The sequence below is a fragment of the Mycetocola manganoxydans genome (assembly GCF_003667545.1).
In the GTDB taxonomy this organism is placed as follows: Bacteria; Actinomycetota; Actinomycetes; order Actinomycetales; family Microbacteriaceae; genus Mycetocola_A; species Mycetocola_A manganoxydans.
Genome location: NZ_RCUV01000005.1, coordinates 93538 through 111081, shown reverse-complemented (window position 1 = coordinate 111081; position 17544 = coordinate 93538). Strand labels below are relative to the sequence as shown.

The window sequence follows — 17544 nt, the reverse complement described above, 5'->3', positions numbered from 1 at the left end:
CTGTGGACGTGCAGGTGAACGAACGAGTCGTCAGTTGAAGGCAAGACTTCTCCGGAGAACTGGGGGCTGGGCTCCCAGCCTAATCCTCACGGAGGACATCGAGGGCGTGCTGGAGGTCGTCCGGGTATGCCGAGTCGTAGGTGACCCAGTCCCCCGAGCCGGGGTGTGTGAAGGAGAGCCGGGCAGCGTGAAGCCACTGCCGGGTGAGACCCAGCCGGGCGGCGAGCGTGGGGTCGGCCCCGTAGAGCGGGTCGCCGACGCACGGATGCCGCTGGGCGGCCATGTGAACGCGGATCTGGTGCGTGCGACCACTCTCGAGGTGGATCTCGAGCAGTGACGCGCTCGCGAAGGCTTCGACCGTTTCGTAGTGGGTGATCGACGGCTTGCCCTCGGCCGTGACCGCGAATTTCCAGTCGTGTTTCGGGTGCCGCCCGATGGGGGCGTCAATCGTGCCGGCAAGCGGATCCGGGTGTCCCTGGACGAGAGCGTGGTACACCTTTTCGACCTCGCGGTCGTGGAAGGCGCGCTTCAGGTGGGTGTACGCGCGTTCGCTCTTCGCGACGACCATGAGACCCGTGGTACCGACGTCGAGGCGATGCACGATGCCCGCACGCTCCGCTGAGCCCGACGTCGAAACGCTGTAACCGGCTCCGGCCAGAGCGCCGAGCACGGTCGGGCCTGTCCAGCCCACCGAAGGATGCGCGGCGACGCCAACGGGCTTGGACACCACGATGATGTCGTCATCGTCGTGCACGACGGAGAGGTCGCTGACGATGACGGGAACGACGACGGGTTCCTGTTTGGGCGTCCAGGTCACCTCGAGCCAGGACCCTGCGGTCAGCCGGTCTGATTTGCCGGCGGGTTTGCCGTCGAGGCTCACTCCCCCGGCTTCGGCGACGTCGGCGGCAAAGCTGCGGGAGAACCCGAGAACCTTCGCCAGGCCGGCGTCGACACGGGTGCCGTCAAGGCCGTCAGGGACGGGCAGGCTGCGCGTCTCCATCAGGCGTCCGAGCGGTGGGGCGTCTCCGAGGCACCGGGCTGGTGCTCCGCCGGTGTTTCGTCGGTCGCCACCGGAGTCGTCACCGGGTCGATCGTCTCGTCGCTTGCCGCGGCATCCGGATCTGATGTCTGCTTCGTTGCCCGGGTTCCGTCGAGGTTGATCCCGAGGATGGTCAGCAGGATGAAGAGCCCCATGCTCGACACGATGCAGATGTCGGCGATGTTGTAGATCGCGGGAATCATCCACGGAGTGGAGATGAAGTCGATGACGTGGCCGAGCCCGAACGACGGCTCCCGGAACAGGCGGTCGGTCAGGTTACCCAGCACCCCTCCGAGGAGGAGACCGAAGACGACGGCCCAGCCGATCGACCGGATGCGAGGTGAGAGAACGATGATCGCGACGGTGACGACGGCGGCGAGAATCGAGAAGATCCAGGTACTGCCTGCCGCGAGGGAAAACGCCGCCCCCGGGTTCCGCACGAACTGGAAGATGAGAACGTCGCCGAGAATCTTGACCTGCTCGCCGAGCGGGAGGGTCGTGACCACGAGGTGCTTGGTGAACTGGTCGAGCGCCAGTGCCGTCGCCGCAAGGGCGGCGACGACAACTAGCGCTCGGACACGGAGTGGTCCAGCCGGTGTGGGTTCCGGCGAAACCTTTTCTTCGCTCAAAACTTACGCGTTGGACTTCTCGCTGGTCACGTAGCCGGAGCCCGATCCCTGTGCGCTCGGCCCGGCGTTTGAGTCGAGTTCCTTGAGCTGGCTCTCGATGTAGCCGCGGAGCTTCTGACGGTACTCGCGCTCGAAGTCGCGCAGTTCGTCGATCTTCTTCTCGAGGGTGGACCGCTCCTCGTTGAGGATGTTCATCTGTGCGCGCTGCTTGGCCTCGGCCTCGGCAACGACGCGGGCCGCGGTGGCGTGGCCTTCGGCGATGAGTGCGTCGCGCTTCTCGGCGCCCTCGCGCACGTGCTCGTCGTGGAGACGGCGTGCGAGCTGGAGGAGGCTCGAGCTGGACTCGCCCTCATCCTGAGCCGACGGCGCGGGGGCCGGAGCCGCAGCGGGGGCAGGCTCAGCAACAACCGGAGCCGGTGCGGCTTCTGCTGCCGGCGCAGGTACTGCTTCTACCGGGCGGACGTCGCCGGCGTCGGAGCCTTCGAGGCGTGCCTTGAGCTCGTTGTTTTCCTGGAGCAGGCGGCGAAGTTCGACAACGACCTCGTCCAGGAAGTCATCGACCTCGTCCTGGTCGTAGCCCTCGCGGAACTTTGTCTGCTGGAACTGCTTGTTGACTACGTCTTCCGGAGTTAGCGCCATGGCTTCCCACCTCTTACTTGATTGAGCTCGAATGGACGTGCCTACGCTAGCAAACACCAGCAGCGACTGCTGGCTGAGAGCTGAGGGGCACGTGGCTTAACAGGATACCCCGCGCGCACCCTCAGCGCAGAAGCAGATTGACCAGCGTCATCGACACGATGACGCACAGCATGGTGATGCTCCACCCGAAATCGAGCGCGAGCGCACCGATTCTGACGGGTGGGAGGATCCGGCGGAAAAACCGGATCGGTGGGTCCGTCAGGCTGAAGACGAGTTCGGCGGCGATCAGCCCAGGACCGGTCGGCCGCCAGCGCGGCTTGAACGACCGGGCAAGGTCAAGACCGAACCGTGCCCACATGACGAAGAAGTACAGCAGGAGGGCGAAGTACAGGATGTTTCGGAGAAGCGAAAGAACGGAGTCCACCCCTCAATTATTGCTGAGCGAAGAAGGTCGACTCTGCATCAGCGGCTGCGCCCTGGTCGCCGAGCACGGCGACGTGCGCGGGAGAGAGCAGGAAGACCTTGCTGGTGACACGCTCGATCTTGCCGTAGAGACCCTGCGACAGGCCGCTGGCGAAGTCGATGAGGCGCTTGGCGTCTCCCTCGCTCATCTGCGACAGGTTGATGATGACCGGAACTCCATCGCGGAACGTTTCGGCGATCACCTGAGCGTCACGGTACTGCTTCGGGTGCACGGTGAGGATCTCGTTGAGCTCCGCCGGCGCTGCCTGCTTGGTGGCCGTCGGGCGTCGCAGGGGCGTGACGGGAGCGCGGTTCTGCACAGGCGCTGCGGACGAAGCGGCTGACGCGCTCGTCGCGGACGTGCCGTGCGTGTTCGACGCAGCTGGTGCCGCGGCGGGGGCAGTCTGCTGGTTCTCCTCGTACTCGAGATCATCATCTGCGAGGCCAAGGTAGACCATTGTCTTCTTCAGCGGGTTGGACATCGCTACCTCCGTTTGTGCGGTTCCTACTTCAATGAGATTAACCGGGTAACGGCCGGTTACCCGTGATTGCGGTCCCAATGCGAAGGTGTGTCGCGCCTTCGGCGATCGCCTCGCGGTAATCGTGGGACATTCCTGCTGAGATGCGATTCGCCTCCGGCGCCAGCGCAACGACGCGGTCGGACAGCGCGCGGAGTCGGGCGAATGCGCGGCGGGGCTCCTCGCCGAGCGGCGCGACGGCCATCACGCCGAGCAGATTGAGCGGTGTGGTCGCGAGGACTCGCTCGACGAGTTCGTCGAGCCCGTCAGGCGCCACACCGCCGCGACCGGGATCGTCGGTGAGGTTGATCTGCACGAAGCAGTCGAGCGGGACCTCCCGCGGCACTGCAAGCGCGGTGACGAGGGCCGCCCGGTCGATCGAGTGGACGACCGAGGCGTATCCGGCAACCTGCCGCGCCTTCTTCGACTGCAACTGGCCCACGAAGTGCCAGGTCGCGTCGCGCAGGTCCGAAAGATCGGCGGCTTTCGCCGCCGCCTCCTGGTGCCGGTTTTCGCCGAAATCGCGAACGCCGAGCGCGTACAGTTCCCGCACGAGGTCTGCGGGGTGGAACTTCGTGACGACGATCGTCGTGATCTCGGATGCCGCGCGTCCGGCCACCGATGCGGCATCCGTTATTCCCGCCCGGACACGCGCCAGGCGCTCGTCCAGCGAAAGCTGGTCGAGCGCCTGGTCGTTGCCGTCCGGCATGTCTACTTGAGGAAGTCGGGGATGTCGAGTTCGTCTTCGTCGGCAAACGCCGGGTCCGCCGTCACCGGAGGCGTCGCGAGCGACTGCTCGGTGACCTTCCAGGTCTGGGGGGCTTCGGTGAGAACGGAACCGCCCGCAGCGGCGCCCGTGCTTCCGGCTGCGGCCGCAGCCGCGGGAACAGCCGGCGCACTCGTCTGCACGCCCCCGGTCGTGACGACCGCGTCGCGGGACGACTCGCCCTGCCGTGACGGCGGCTCTCCTCCGTCGAACCCGGCGGCGATGACGGTGACCCGAACCTCGTCACCGAGGGTGTCATCGATGACGGCACCGAAGATGATGTTGGCTTCGGGGTGCACTGCTTCCTGGACGAGGCGAGCGGCGTCGTTGATCTCGAAGATTCCGAGGTTCGATCCGCCCTGGATCGAGAGCAGAACACCGTGCGCGCCCTCGATGCTGGCCTCGAGCAAGGGGGACGCCACGGCGAGTTCAGCAGCCTTGATCGCCCGGTCTGCACCGCGTGACGATCCGATTCCCATGAGCGCCGAACCTGCGCCCTGCATGACGCTCTTCACGTCGGCGAAGTCGAGGTTGATCAGGCCCGGGGTGGTGATGAGGTCGGTGATGCCCTGGACACCGGCGAGGAGGACCTGGTCGGCGGTCGAGAAGGCCTCGAGCATGCTGATTCCGCGGTCGCTGATCTCAAGGAGACGGTCGTTCGGCACGACGATGAGCGTGTCGACTTCTTCCTTGAGTTTCGCGACGCCCAGTTCGGCCTGAGCCTGGCGACGGCGGCCTTCGAATCCGAACGGCTTCGTGACGACACCGATGGTGAGCGCGCCGATGGATTTAGCGATGCGGGCGACGACGGGGGCACCACCTGTACCGGTTCCTCCACCTTCTCCCGCCGTGACGAAGACCATGTCGGCGCCGGCAAGGGCTTCCTCGATCTCCTCGGCGTGGTCTTCGGCCGCGCGTCGACCCACCTCCGGGTCTGCGCCCGCTCCGAGGCCGCGCGTGATCTCCCGCCCGACGTCGAGCTTGACGTCGGCGTCGCTCATGAGCAGCGCCTGGGCGTCGGTATTGATGGCGATGAACTCGACGCCGCGAAGGCCGAGTTCAATCATTCGATTGACGGCGTTGACGCCGCCGCCGCCGATGCCGACGACTTTGATCACGGCAAGGTAGTTCTGGTTACTAGTCACGTCCGGCCTCCGGGGAAAGAACCCTCAACCTCAGGTTAAGGTTTAAAGTTATGCTCAGTATGCATTTCTTGAACTCAAGTTATGCCGGGCACACCCAACGCGCGGGATGACGTGCGCGTGTCGCGAAATCGGCGAAGAAAAAACCGGGAGGTGCGCTCAGCGGACGACGGCGACGCTCGGTGATGTGACGTCGTACTCGGCGAAATCCGGTTGCGCCTTCATGAGTGCTTCGAGTGTGTATGCCTTGAGCGCCGACTCCTCGGAACTGCCCCATACGACGGTGGTTTCGCTGTCGGCAAGCGTGAAGCGGACGTCGTCCTTTGTCGTCGCAGTGACGGTGTCTACCCGCGCGAACAGTCCGTCCGGTAAAGCCCGCAGGACGGCGGCGGCGGGGGCGAAACCGTCCGCTTTCACTCCGCCATCGACGGAGATGAGGGGGTACCCACCTGGGCGGTCGGTCGCCGACTCGATGATCACGCCGGCCGCGTCGACGATGAGGAAACCGTCCCCTGTGTCGATCGCGCCCACCGGCGTGCGCTCGACCAGACGGATGACGAGGGTTGACGGGGGGCGGGCTTCGACCGCGTAAGACTCGATCAGCGGATAGCTCACGAGAGCAGCCTTGATGGCGGATTCATCGACCATGGGGAACGGGGAGCCCAATTGGCCGGAGAGATCGGCGACCACGGCGTCCGAACTGACTCGCTCTGCGCCCTCGACCTGGATCGTGCGAACCGACAGGATCGGCGTGTATGCGAGCAGGCACGCGAGAAGGGCAAGTCCGAGGACCCCGCCGACGACGGACAGGATCGTCCTGCGCCTGCGCCTCGCGTGAGCAGTGAAGCGCTTGACCTCTGCTCGCTCGACGCGCTTGCGCTGTTTCCGTGCTTCACGGAGCTTGGGCAGCTTCTCCGGCTCGGTCGCCTCCGTCCGATCGGCATTCGACGGCGTGAACGGGATCGGCTCCGCAGGCGTGACGGTGACCGGTTTTCTGGGCACCGTGATCGATGCTTCACCGCGCGACCGCGACGGGGCCGTCGAACCGTCCGGCTCGGCTGGAGACGGTCGCTGGGGGGTGAAACCTGAGGGCCGCTTCATTCGTTACGGCCTGGCAGCGGTGAGCGAACCGAGAAGCTGGGGCACGATCCGGTAAACGTCGCCGCAGCCGAGCGTGATGACGTAGTCGCCTGGTTCCGCGATGGAGGCGACGTAGTCGGCCGCTTCCTGCCAGTCCGCGATGAAAGCGACGCGGGACGCATCCGTGAACCGCTGCGAGACGAGCTCGCCGGTGACGCCGGGTTCCGGGTCTTCTCGGGCACCGTAGACGTCGAGCACGACGGTCTGGTCGGCGTGCGATTCGAGAGTTTCGGCGAACTCACCGGCCATCAGCCGCGTGCGGCTGTAGAGGTGCGGCTGGTGCACGGCGATGATGCGCCCGTTCCCGACGACCGTGCGCGCGGCAGACAGCGCGGCGGCCACCTCGGTCGGGTGGTGGGCGTAGTCGTCGAAGACGCTGACGCCGTCGACGGTGCCGTGGAGTTCGAACCGGCGTTCCGTTCCTCCGAAATCCGCGATCGCGGCGAGGGATTCGGCGGCGCCGAACCCGAGACCGACGAGGACCGCGAATGCGCCTGCGGCGTTGATGGCGTTGTGTTTGCCCGGGATCCGCAGCGTCGCTCCGTTGTCCTGACCCTGATAGCTGAGAACGAACGACACCGGACCTTCTGACCCGATCGAGTGCACCCGCACATCGGCATCCTCCGCTTCACCGAAGGTGAGGATGCGTTTGCCATCGAGCTTGGCGGCGACGCGGAGAGCTCCGGCGTCGTCGGACGAGATGACGACGAGTTCTGACGCCTTCTGTGCGAAGGTGACGAAAGCGTCGTCGAACGCCTCGAGCGATCCATAGTGGTCGAGGTGGTCGGCGTCGACGTTGGTGATCAGGGCAACGGCGGTGTCGTAGAGCAGAAATGATCCGTCTGATTCATCGGCTTCGACGACGAAGAGATCGCCCGTTCCCCTGGCGCTCGACACACCGAGGGATTCGATGACTCCCCCGTTGACGAAGCTCGGGCTTTCGTTCAGTCCGAGGAGACCGGTGACGATCATGCCCGTCGAGGTGGTCTTCCCGTGCGCACCCGCGACCGAAACCAGGCGGGTTCCGCTGATCGCAGCAGCGAGAGCCTGCGACCGGTGCAGGACCGGGATGCCGCGTTCCTTCGCGAGAAGATACTCAGGGTTCGTTGGCCACAGGGCACTCGTGACGACGATGGTATCCGCGTCCCCGACATTGGCGGCGTCATGGCCGATGTGCACCGTCGCGCCGAGTTCGCGGAGCGCCTCGGTGTTCGCGGACTCGCGAACATCTGAGCCGGTCACCCTGTGCCCTGCTCCGAGGAACAACCGGGCGATTCCGCTCATGCCGGAGCCGCCGATGCCGACGAAGTGCACGGTGCCGAGATCGTCGGGGATGTCGACGCTGAAGTCGGGCTTGATCACGCTGGGTACTCGCTATTCTCTGGGCTGTACGGAAGGTTCAGTTATAACGCATGGGGCTGGGTGTCAGCGCCCGGCGAGGGATTCGTGAATGAGGTCGTACATCCGGCTGGTGCCCTCGAGGGTGCCCATCAGCCGGGACTGCACGGCCATGTCCTGGACCCGCATCCGGTCGGTGATCAGCGGGACGAGCGAGGTCTCGATCCACTCCGGGGTGAATTTGGCGTCGAGGACGATGACCGCTCCCCCGGCATGGACTGCGTCTGCGGCGTTGTAGCGCTGCTCGCCGTTGCCGACAGGATAGGGAACATACGCGGCGGGGATCCCGAGCGCTGAGAGTTCGGATACGGTGGCAGCGCCCGCGCGGGACACGGCGAAGTCGGCGACGGCGAGGGCGAGGTCCATCCGGTCGCAATAGTTCACGAGGTGGTAGTGCTCGGTTCCCGGGTCGGTGAGGTCGGATTTACTTCCGACGATGTGGAGGATCTGGTAGCCGGCGTCGATGATCGTCTGCCGTGACGCGAAGATGGTCTCGTTGACCCGGCGTGCGCCGAGTGAACCGCCGGTGACGAGGAGCGTGGGCCGGTCGCCCGCGAGCCCGAACAGGTCGGCCGCTTCTTTTCTCGCCACGTCTCGATCGAGACGTTCGATCTCGCGTCGGAGCGGCATCCCGACGAAGCGGGACTGGCGCAGTTTCGTCCCGTGGAAGGCGACTCCGACGAACGGAGTGAATCGCGCTCCGAGCCGGTTGGCAAGCCCAGGCTTCGCGTTCGCCTCGTGGACGACGACCGGGATGCCTGCGCGACGCGCTGCGAGATACGCGGGCGCCGAGGCGTAGCCGCCGAATCCGACAACGACGTCGATGTTGTGCTCAGCGATCATCGCGACGATCTCGGACACTGCCTGCCGGAACCGCGACCCGAAGCTCAGCGCGCGGCGATTGATCCGTCGTGGGAACGGGAGCTTCGCGATGGTCAGGAGTTCGTAACCGCGTTCGGGAACGAGCCTGGACTCCAGCCCCTCCTTCGTTCCGAGGACGAGGACCTGCGCGTCGGGCTCACGCTCGGTGATGGCGTCCGCGACGGCCAGGAGCGGATTGACGTGACCGGCGGTACCGCCGCCGGCGAGAAGGTACGCGGTCATGACTGGAACCGCCCTTCGGCGAGAGCGCTCCGGGGCGAAGATTGTTCCCTCGCGAAGGCGAGCACGATTCCGATGGCGGCGAGTGATGTCAAGAGAGCAGTTCCTCCTGCGGAGATGAATGGGAGCGGAACACCGAGCACCGGGAGCAGGCGAAGAACGACCCCGATGTTGATGAACGCCTGGCCGACGATCCAGACGAGAATTGCGCCGGTCGTGATGCGGACAAAGGGATCGGAACTGGCGCGGATGATGCGAACGAAGCCGACAGCGAGCAGCACGAACATGACGAGGACGACGACCCCACCGATCAGTCCGAGCTCCTCACCGATGATCGCGAAGATGTAGTCGTCGGATGCAGCGGGGAGCCAGGAATATTTCTCACGCGAGTTGCCCAGTCCGAGGCCGAACACTCCCCCGTTTGCGAGAGCCCAGGTTCCGTGAAGCGGCTGCCAGCACAGACCTTCATAGTCGAGGCACTCCTCGTCGAGGAACGTCATGATCCTGGCCATCCGGTTCGGGCTCATGATCGCCATGACGAAGAACATCAGGATGCCGGCGAGAACGGGGACGGCGAGGAAACGGAGTTTGACGTTGGAGAAGAACAGCGCGCCGAACACGAGTCCTCCCATCACGACGACCGTTCCGAGGTCGTGACCGGCAAGAACGAGTCCGAGTGCGAGTGCACTCACCGGGATCGCAGGGATGAACGCGTGCTTCCAGTCCGACAGCAACGCCATCTTCCGGCTGAGAACAGCACCGAGCCAGATCGCGAGAGCCAGCTTGAGCAATTCCGATGGCTGTCCGTTGAGCGGGCCGACGGCGATCCAGTTGCGGTTTCCACCGCTCCCGAAGCCGAGAGGCGAGAAGACGAGGAGCTGCAGCAGCAGAGCGCCACCGAGAACGACCCAGGCCCACCGTTTCCAGAACTTCGCGGGAATCCGGCTGATCACGAGCATGAGCGGAATACCGATCACCGCGTAGGTGGCCTGCTTCCAGAACCCTCCGAAGAAGCCTTTGTTGTCGAGGAAGGAATCGACGGACGACGACGACAGGATGATCACCAGCCCGACCCCGACGAGAAACAGGGTCGTGCCGAGGACGAGCAGATAGTTCTTCGACTGCGGGGTGAGCGTGTGCCCGAGGGAGATCCGGGCGGATGCCGGTCGGTCGTCGCTACCGGTGCGACTGGTCGTCGGGGCGCTCATCTCTCGATCCTCCCCATCGTTTCTGCACGGCGTCACTGAATTGTCTGCCCCGTTCGGCGTAATCCGCGAACTGGTCCATGGATGCCGCGGCGGGAGCGAGGAGGACGACGTCGCCTGACGCCGCTACCCCGCTCGCCAGGTCGACGGCCTGGGTCATGACGTTTCCAGTGTCATCCGCCGTCACCTCGAACACAGGGACTTCCGGGGCGTGTCGCTCGAATGCGGCGAGTACCGCGACACGGTCGACGCCGATGACGACGGCTCCGCGGAGGCGATCGGCGTGACGGGCGACGAGGTCGCCGACGTCGACGCCCTTGAGCAGACCGCCGAGGATCCAGACGACGGAGGGATACGAGCGGAGCGAGGCGTCGGCGGCGTGGGGATTGGTGGCCTTCGAATCGTTCACCCAGCCGACTCCACCGGCAGTGAGAACGAGCTGGATGCGGTGGGCATCGAGCGAGAACGTCGAGAGCGCGCGGGAAATGATCGCCGGCGCCACACCGAAGGATCGAGCGAGGGCGGCGGCCGCGAGCACATTGGCGACGATGTGGGGCGCCGCGAGCCCTGCTGCGGCAAGGTCGTCGACGGTGGTGAGTTCGAGCGCGGAGGTGAAGCGCTCCTCGAGGAAGGCTCGGTCGACGAGGATGCCGTCGACGATCCCGAGATCGCTCGGCCCAGGCACCCCGAGGCCGAAACCGATGGCTCGCGCGCCATCGGAGACGTCGGCGTCCCTCACGAGTCGCTCGGTGACGGCATCCGAACGGTTGTAGACGCACGCCACCTTCGTCCGCGAGTAGACCTCGCCCTTCGCGGCGATGTAGGCCTCAAGGGAACCGTGCCAGTCGAGGTGGTCATCGGCGATGTTGAGGCAGACGCTCGAATATGGAGTCACTTTGTCGGGACCTGCCTGCCCGGCCAGGTAGTGGAGCTGGTAGCTCGACAGTTCGACGACGAGCACGTCGAAGCCCTGCGGGTCGCGGATCGCGTCGAGTACCGGGATGCCGATGTTGCCGCACGGGGCGACGCGGAGACCTGCCTCGGCGATCATCGCGGCCGTCAGCTGGACGCTCGTCGTCTTGCCGTTCGTCCCCGTGACGAGGATCCACTCGGCGGGGGTGCCAACCTTGTCGCGAACCCGCCAGGCCAGTTCGACGTCGCCCCAGACCGGGATGCCCTGTTCAGCGGCCCAGACGAGCAATGGATGCGACGGGGCGAACCCCGGAGACACGACGAGAACGTCTGCACGGTGCTCGACGAGTTCCGCCGGGGCGGTGTCGAGGTCGCTGCGCACGAGGCGCGCTCCGATGACATTGAGGAGTCCCGCGCGCTCATCTGGAGCCTTCGACGCGACGACGAGGACATCGGCACCGAGTTCGGCGAGAGTGTCCGCGACGGAGAATCCGGTGACGCCGAGGCCGAGGACCCCGACACGGAGTCCGGTCCAGTCGGCGCGCCAGCTGGTCAGGGTGTCCAGTCGGTTCGTCATGGTTATCTCAGGATCCACTCGAGGTAGAAGGTTCCGACGCCGGCGGCGACGAGGAGCCCACCGACGATCCAGAACCGGACGACGACGGTGACTTCGGCCCAGCCCTTGAGTTCGAAGTGGTGGTGGATCGGGCTCATCCGGAAGATCCGTTTGCCGCCGGTGACCTTGAAGTACGCGCGCTGCACGATGACGGAGCCGGTCTCGATGACGAAGAGGCCGCCGATGAGCACGAGGAGCAGTTCGGTGCGCGTGAGGATCGCGAGGGCGGCGATGGCGCCGCCGAGTGCGAGGGACCCGGTGTCACCGAGGAAGATCGACGCTGGGGAGGTGTTCCACCACAGGAATCCGATGAGCGCGCCGCAGATGGCAGCGGCGACGATGGCCAGAGCCAGCGGGTCGCGGACCTCGTAGCATTTGTATGCCACGTCGTCAGCGAGACCGAGAGCGGCGCAGGACTGGTTGTACTGCCAGAACCCGATGATCACGTACGAGCCGATGGCGAGGATCGATGCTCCGGTGGCGAGCCCGTCAAGTCCGTCGGTCACGTTGACACCGTTGGAAGCTGCCGTCACGATGAAGCTCGTCCAGAGCAGGTACAGGGTGACCCCGATCACCGGACCGAGAATCATCAGATCGATCGGCAGGTCGCGCGTCGCCGAGATCGCCGTGGAGGCGGGGGTCACACCCTCCGCCGTCGGGAAGTTGATGGCGAGGATTCCGAAGGTCACCGCGACGAGCACCTGTCCGAAGATTTTTGCCCATCCCCCGAGACCGAGGCTTCGCTGCTTGCGGGTCTTCGTGAAGTCGTCGATGAAGCCGACGACGCCGAGACCGACCATCATGAACAGAACGAGAAGTGCTGACACACTGATCGTGTCGCCGGTGATGAGCATCGCCGTGAAGAAGCCGAACAGCGTCGCCGCGATGATGACGAGTCCACCCATGGTCGCGGTTCCGCGCTTGGCGTGGTGCGACTTGGGACCGTCATCGCGGATGAACTGGCCCCACTCGAGTTTCTTGAACAGTTTGACGAACACCGGCGTGAGGAACAGCGAGAACGCCATCGCCAGGGCGCCTGCCGTGAGAAGTGCTACCACGAGAAGAGGTCTCCTAACCGGTCGCCCAGGAATCTCAGCTGGGCAGAGTTGGAGGATTTCACGAGCACCGTGTCCCCCGGGATGATTTCAGCAGCGAGGTAGTCGTAGGCCGCGTCCATATCGTCAAAGTACACGCTCTCGCCATCCCACGACCCCTCGTTGATCGCGCTGATGTGCAGGCGGCGTGCCTCGGGTCCGACGACGACGAGGCGCGAGATGTTGAGCCGGACGAGTTGCAGGCCGATCCGGTCGTGTTCTTCACCGGAGTATTCTCCGAGTTCACTCATCGCGCCGAGCACAGCAATCGTGCGCTTGCCTGGTTCGGAGATCTGGGCGAGCGTCTTGATGGCAGCCGACATCGAGTCAGGGCTCGCGTTGTAGGCATCGTTGATGATCGTGACGTCGTCCCGGCCACCGAGAACTTCCATCCTCCAGCGTTCCGCTCGCGCCAAAGTCCCCAGTGCGGCGGCCGAGCGGGCAAGCGGTACACCGAGCGTGGTCGCCACGCTGATCGCGGCGAGGGCGTTCGAGACGTGGTGCTCACCGAGAACGCGAAGACGGACGGGGGCAGGGTCCTCCCCCGGTGCGTGCACGGTGAAGTTCGTCCCGGTACGGGTGCCTGCGATATCGGTGGCCCGGATGTCGGCGTCGACTTCGGAACCGAAACGCAGGACCCTGGCGGGGGTCTTGTCCGCCATGGACGCCACGCGTGGATCGTCGGCGTTGAGGACGGCGACTCCTGTCTCGGGCAGGTCGGTGACCATCTCAGTCTTCGCCGCGAGGGTCGACTCGATTCCGCCGAAGCCGCCGGCGTGAGCGAGGCCCACTTTGAGGACGACCCCGACGTCCGGACGCGCGAGAGCGACGAGCCGGGCGATGTCGCCGATTCCGCTCGCACCCATCTCGACGATGAGGTACCGGGTGGAATCGGTGACGCGGAGCATCGTGGTCGGTGCACCGACGGCGTTGTTGAACGAACGGATCGGGGCTACGGTTTCACCCTCGGCGGAGAGGATCCGCTCGAGCATGTTCTTGGTGGTGGTCTTACCGTTTGAACCGGTGATGCCGATGACGGTCAGTTCGCCCGTCGAACGCACGCGCTCGACCACGAACCGGGCGAGCTCGCCCAGCGCCGCGACGGCATCCGCAACCACGATCTGGGCGATCGGATCGTCGACGGGGTGCTCGACGATGGCGAGGGTCGCGCCCTTCGCGAGGGCGGCTCCGACGAACAGGTGACCGTCGGTGTCGTCACCACGTTTGGCGACGAAGATGCCTCCTGGCACGATCTCCCGGGAGTCGGTCTCAACCGGGCCGTCGACGATGGTGCCGCCCGCAGCGTCGGTCGTTCCCGGGTGGAGGGTTCCCGAGAGCCGGTCGGCGATCTCGGACAGCGTCAAACGAATCATAAAAAGTAGGTCTTTCCGGCACGGCGGGGTGCGGCCTGTGCGAGGGGAAATGTGCTCGCACGCATGGGTTAGTAGGTTCCGGGGTAGTTCGCGCCGGGGGTGGTCGACGGCGGGATTCCGTACTTCTTGATCACCTGGAGGACGGCTTCCTTGAAAACCGGAGCAGCTGCAGCTGATGACCGCTTGTAGAGCGGATCCTTCAGGGTGACGGTGACCACATACTCGGGGTCATCGGCCGGAACTGCGCCTGCCATCGATGAATAGAACGTGTCTTGAAGTATACCGTCGATGATCTGCTCGCCCGTTCCTGACTTGGCGGCGACACGGTAACCGGGGATCTCGAGCGACTCCGACCAGAAGCCTTCGGTGACGACGGTTTCCATCATTCCCAGGGTTTCGAGCGCCGCTTTCTCGGAGACGATGCGCTCCGGCTTGGCCTTCTCGGGTGCACCGGTCACGGTGCCGTCCGGGTAGCTGCAGCCTTCGATCAGCTGGAGCGGGAGCTTCTCACCCAAGTTGGCGAGAGCCTGATAGGCACCGGCAAGCTCGATGCCCGTGACGTCGACTCCCTGACCGAACATGGTGGTGTAGTAGGTCTGGTTGTCCCACTCCTGCCACGGGTGGAGGACGCCCTTTTGTTCTCCGGGGAACTTGAGGCCACTCGCGTGGCCGAATCCGAAGGCATCGAGGTAGTTGTAGCGTTTTTCAGCGCTCAGCTTCTCACCCAGCTGGCTGGTGCCCGTGTTGGACGAGGTCTGGAGCACGCCGGCGAGTGTCAGTTGCTGGCGTTCGTGCGGGAGCGCGTCCTTGATGCTCGCCCCGTTCTTCGGCTTGTAGCGGTAGTCGGCGATCACCTGGGACGCCGGGGTGGCGAGCCCCGCATCGATGAGGGATGCCGCGGTGAGGGGCTTGAAGACGGAGCCAGGCTCGAACCTGTTTTGGAAGACGCGCGATCGTCGTTCTTCGGCCGCTGTCGCCGAGACGTCGTTGGGGTCGAGCGATGGCGCCTCGGCAATGGCCCGGATCTTCCCGGTCTTCGCCTCGGTCACGACGATGGTGCCCCACGCCGCCTGCTGGGCTGTGACCTGGGAAGCAACAAGCTGCTGCATGTACCAGTTGAGGTCGGCGTCGAGGGTCAGCTTGAGCTCACCGCCGGGTTCAGGCTCTTTCGTGATGGTCGTCGTGCCGGGGAGTGCAACATTGTCCTTCGAACGCTGGAATGCCTGTGTGCCGTTCTGACCGGTGAGGCAGGAGTCCTGCGCCAGTTCAAGCCCACCGAGACCGGCGTTGTCGCTGCCGACGAAGCCAAGCACGCCACCGGCAACGGCTCCGTTCGGATAGGTCCGCCCCGAGGTCTGCTGGGTGTAGATCCACCACGTGCCGCTCTTCTTCAGCTCCATGAGCGCCTGATAGGTGTCGTACCCGACCCCGCGGGTCAGAAAAGCGAAGTTCGCCGACGCATCCTTCTCGAGCGCGTCCGCGACGATCTTCTGCACGTCCTCAGCCTTTTGACCTGTGACGGCAGCGACCTCGGCGAGAGCGTCTGCCGCCGGGATGGTCACCTTGTTGCCGTCGTCGTCGATGCGGTCGACGTCGTCGACGTCGACCGGCGAGATGGTGACGTCGAAGCGGGTAACGCTTCCGGCGAGCAGGGTGCCATTGGTGTCGACGATGTTTCCGCGAGGCGCGTACAGGGTCCCGGCACCAGAGGTCTTCTCGAGTGAGGCAGCGACGAGCTGATCAGCGCGGACCACCTGGATGTCGATGAGCCGGACGACGAACGCACCGACGATGACCACGACGCAGAGGATTGCGACGGTCACGCGACGTCGGGTTGAGAGTGAGTGTTTGACCACGCGCCGTCCTTTGAGCCGTGGCATCCCTACCTCCGGCGCCTAGCGGGTCTGTGGCGCGGGGATGCCGTTTTCCAACGATACGGGCGCGGCCGTCGCGTCGGCGTCTGCCACGCCTGCTGCCGCCGGATCCACCGTTGCTCCGGGAACGGTCACGAGTGGCACTCCGTCGAGGAGCGAGTTACCGACGAGCGTCGACGGCCCCACCGGAATCTCCGTCTCGGTCGTCGCCGCGGCGGGCACGCCGACGATGGCGCCGTCAGAGAGGCGGAGGTACGCGGGGGTGCCGTTGATGACCATGCCGAGAGCCTGGGCGTTTGCGGCGATGAACTGCGGTGAAGACACGTTCATGAGATCGTCCGAGACCGATTGCTGCTGCCAGCCGAGCGTGGTCTGCTGCTGCTGCAGCGCTGACATCTCGTATGCACCGTGGCTCAGCCCGACGCTGAGGAGCAACTGCGCGACAACCATGGCGAGGACTCCCCCGACGGCGACAACCGCGTACGCGAGCTTCGGCCGGGCGCGACGGCCGACGGCATCCGGAACGGCGCGAACCGGCCGGGGGGCGTGCTCGGTTGGCGTCGGTGCAAAGGCACGGCGCGGGAGGCTGACGGCGGTAGCGCTCATGTGTTCCTCAACTTCAGTCGTTCAGCCGCGCGCAACCGGACGGGTGTCGCACGCGGGTTCTCTGCTTTTTCGGCGTCTGTGGCGAGTTCGGCTCCCTTGACGAGGAGCTTGAATCGCGGTGAATGCTCGGGGAGCTCCACCGGGAGGTCGGCGGGCGACGTGGATGCCGTCGCAGCCTGGAAGTCCCGCTTGACGATGCGGTCCTCGAGTGACTGGTACGACAGGACGACGATGCGTCCGCCTACTTCGAGCGTCTCGAGGGCTGCGGGAATCGCTGCCCGGAGGACCTTGAGCTCCGTATTGACTTCGATCCGGAGGGCCTGGAAGACCCTCTTGGCCGGGTGACCTGCGCGCGAGACCGCTGCCGGTGTCGCTTCCTGCAGAAGCTGCACGAGCTGGCCGGAGCGGGTGATCGGGGCGACGCTCCTGGCTTCGACGATCTTGCGCGCGTAACGGCCGGCGAGTTTTTCCTCGCCATAGTCCTCGAAGATCCTGCGGAGGTCGCCCTCACGGTACGTCGCAAGAATGTGCTCGGCCGTGAGCTCACTCGTCGCGTCCATCCGCATGTCGAGGGGCGCGTCCTGGGAATACGAGAATCCCCTGTCGACCTGGTCGAGTTGGAACGATGAGACGCCGAGGTCGAAGAGGATGCCGCTTGTGCTCTCGAGGCCGAGCCCGTCGAGCGCCTCGCGGATGCCGTCGTAGACGGTGTGCACGGGATGAAAACGTCCGGCGAAACGCTTGAGCCGCTCCTCCGCGATCGCCAGTGCGTCGAGGTCACGGTCGAGGCCGACGAGCGTGAGGTGCTCGAAGCGCTCGAGGAATGCTTCGGCGTGGCCGCCCATGCCGAGAGTGGCATCGACGAGCACTGCACCCGGCTTGCTGATCGCCGGGGCGAGCAGTTCGATGCATCGTTCGAGAAGTACGGGGGTGTGGATGTTGTTGAGTTCCATGAGATGTCCCGGGAGGCCCCGGGTCCTGATCCCCATCCATTCCGACCTGGCACCGGGGAAGTGTGTCAGGGCGTGTG

General features: G+C 65.3%; 17 protein-coding genes. All 17 read right to left on the bottom strand.

The features are described from left to right. Nucleotides 1–79: 79 nt before the first annotated feature. A complete protein-coding gene (locus D9V29_RS04480; RefSeq protein WP_121672134.1) occupies nt 80–1000 on the bottom strand; it encodes an RluA family pseudouridine synthase in 921 nt (306 codons plus the stop codon). Then, nucleotides 1000–1668: a signal peptidase II gene (lspA, locus tag D9V29_RS04475; RefSeq protein WP_121672133.1), complete on the bottom strand. Its 669-nt coding sequence runs from the start codon at nt 1666–1668 to the stop codon at nt 1000–1002. Before lspA ends, D9V29_RS04480 begins: the two co-directional genes overlap by 1 nt. Before the next feature lie 3 nt (nt 1669–1671). Beyond that, nucleotides 1672–2307 (bottom strand): DivIVA domain-containing protein, encoded by a 636-nt coding sequence (locus tag D9V29_RS04470; RefSeq protein ID WP_121672132.1) that lies wholly within the window; start codon nt 2305–2307, stop codon nt 1672–1674. A 121-nt stretch (nt 2308–2428) separates the two neighbouring features. Then, on the bottom strand, nt 2429–2731 hold the full coding sequence (locus D9V29_RS04465; protein WP_229790356.1) for a YggT family protein: 303 nt from the start codon (nt 2729–2731) through the stop codon (nt 2429–2431). A 7-nt stretch (nt 2732–2738) separates the two neighbouring features. Then, the gene (locus tag D9V29_RS04460) at nt 2739–3251 is read right to left on the bottom strand and encodes a cell division protein SepF (RefSeq protein ID WP_121672131.1); all 513 of its coding nucleotides are present in this window, start codon (nt 3249–3251) and stop codon (nt 2739–2741) included. Between the two features lie 37 nt (nt 3252–3288). Continuing rightward, entirely contained in the window at nt 3289–3996 is a 708-nt protein-coding gene (locus D9V29_RS04455; protein ID WP_121672130.1) for a YggS family pyridoxal phosphate-dependent enzyme, read from the bottom strand. Nucleotides 3997–3998: 2 nt separating this feature from the next. Further along, the gene (gene ftsZ, locus D9V29_RS04450) at nt 3999–5198 is read right to left on the bottom strand and encodes a cell division protein FtsZ (protein ID WP_121672129.1); all 1200 of its coding nucleotides are present in this window, start codon (nt 5196–5198) and stop codon (nt 3999–4001) included. Between the two features lie 156 nt (nt 5199–5354). After that, a complete protein-coding gene (locus tag D9V29_RS04445; protein WP_229790357.1) occupies nt 5355–6197 on the bottom strand; it encodes an FtsQ-type POTRA domain-containing protein in 843 nt (280 codons plus the stop codon). A 102-nt stretch (nt 6198–6299) separates the two neighbouring features. Continuing rightward, nucleotides 6300–7697 (bottom strand): UDP-N-acetylmuramate--L-alanine ligase, encoded by a 1398-nt coding sequence (gene murC / locus D9V29_RS04440; protein ID WP_121672127.1) that lies wholly within the window; start codon nt 7695–7697, stop codon nt 6300–6302. Nucleotides 7698–7760: 63 nt separating this feature from the next. Beyond that, the gene (locus D9V29_RS04435) at nt 7761–8837 is read right to left on the bottom strand and encodes a UDP-N-acetylglucosamine--N-acetylmuramyl-(pentapeptide) pyrophosphoryl-undecaprenol N-acetylglucosamine transferase (protein WP_121672126.1); all 1077 of its coding nucleotides are present in this window, start codon (nt 8835–8837) and stop codon (nt 7761–7763) included. Then, nucleotides 8834–10042: a putative lipid II flippase FtsW gene (gene ftsW, locus D9V29_RS04430; protein ID WP_121672125.1), complete on the bottom strand. Its 1209-nt coding sequence runs from the start codon at nt 10040–10042 to the stop codon at nt 8834–8836. Before ftsW ends, D9V29_RS04435 begins: the two co-directional genes overlap by 4 nt. Then, a complete protein-coding gene (gene murD / locus D9V29_RS04425) occupies nt 10011–11528 on the bottom strand; it encodes a UDP-N-acetylmuramoyl-L-alanine--D-glutamate ligase (protein ID WP_121672124.1) in 1518 nt (505 codons plus the stop codon). The genes ftsW and murD overlap by 32 nt, the downstream gene beginning before the upstream one ends. A 2-nt stretch (nt 11529–11530) precedes the next feature. After that, a complete protein-coding gene (gene mraY / locus D9V29_RS04420) occupies nt 11531–12625 on the bottom strand; it encodes a phospho-N-acetylmuramoyl-pentapeptide-transferase (RefSeq protein ID WP_121672123.1) in 1095 nt (364 codons plus the stop codon). Continuing rightward, the gene (locus D9V29_RS04415) at nt 12619–14034 is read right to left on the bottom strand and encodes a UDP-N-acetylmuramoyl-tripeptide--D-alanyl-D-alanine ligase (protein ID WP_121672122.1); all 1416 of its coding nucleotides are present in this window, start codon (nt 14032–14034) and stop codon (nt 12619–12621) included. The genes mraY and D9V29_RS04415 overlap by 7 nt, the downstream gene beginning before the upstream one ends. 68 nt (nt 14035–14102) lie before the next feature. Beyond that, entirely contained in the window at nt 14103–15890 is a 1788-nt protein-coding gene (locus D9V29_RS04410) for a peptidoglycan D,D-transpeptidase FtsI family protein (protein ID WP_183084911.1), read from the bottom strand. Nucleotides 15891–15929: 39 nt separating this feature from the next. Continuing rightward, the gene (ftsL, locus tag D9V29_RS04405; RefSeq protein ID WP_121672120.1) at nt 15930–16514 is read right to left on the bottom strand and encodes a cell division protein FtsL; all 585 of its coding nucleotides are present in this window, start codon (nt 16512–16514) and stop codon (nt 15930–15932) included. Further along, entirely contained in the window at nt 16511–17467 is a 957-nt protein-coding gene (rsmH, locus tag D9V29_RS04400) for a 16S rRNA (cytosine(1402)-N(4))-methyltransferase RsmH (RefSeq protein WP_121672119.1), read from the bottom strand. The genes ftsL and rsmH overlap by 4 nt, the downstream gene beginning before the upstream one ends. Nucleotides 17468–17544 lie beyond the last annotated feature (77 nt).

Bases quoted from the DNA above. Each gene is read 5' to 3' on its own strand.
- D9V29_RS04480 (WP_121672134.1), bottom strand. From the start codon at position 1,000: ATGGAGACGCGCAGCCTGCCCGTCCCTGACGGCCTTGACGGCACCCGT.
- D9V29_RS04470 (WP_121672132.1), bottom strand. From the start codon at position 2,307: ATGGCGCTAACTCCGGAAGACGTAGTCAACAAGCAGTTCCAGCAGACA.
- D9V29_RS04460 (WP_121672131.1), bottom strand. From the start codon at position 3,251: ATGTCCAACCCGCTGAAGAAGACAATGGTCTACCTTGGCCTCGCAGAT.
- D9V29_RS04455 (WP_121672130.1), bottom strand. From the start codon at position 3,996: ATGCCGGACGGCAACGACCAGGCGCTCGACCAGCTTTCGCTGGACGAG.
- D9V29_RS04435 (WP_121672126.1), bottom strand. From the start codon at position 8,837: ATGACCGCGTACCTTCTCGCCGGCGGCGGTACCGCCGGTCACGTCAAT.
- ftsW (WP_121672125.1), bottom strand. From the start codon at position 10,042: ATGAGCGCCCCGACGACCAGTCGCACCGGTAGCGACGACCGACCGGCA.
- murD (WP_121672124.1), bottom strand. From the start codon at position 11,528: ATGACGAACCGACTGGACACCCTGACCAGCTGGCGCGCCGACTGGACC.
- D9V29_RS04415 (WP_121672122.1), bottom strand. From the start codon at position 14,034: ATGATTCGTTTGACGCTGTCCGAGATCGCCGACCGGCTCTCGGGAACC.
- ftsL (WP_121672120.1), bottom strand. From the start codon at position 16,514: ATGAGCGCTACCGCCGTCAGCCTCCCGCGCCGTGCCTTTGCACCGACG.
- rsmH (WP_121672119.1), bottom strand. From the start codon at position 17,467: ATGGAACTCAACAACATCCACACCCCCGTACTTCTCGAACGATGCATC.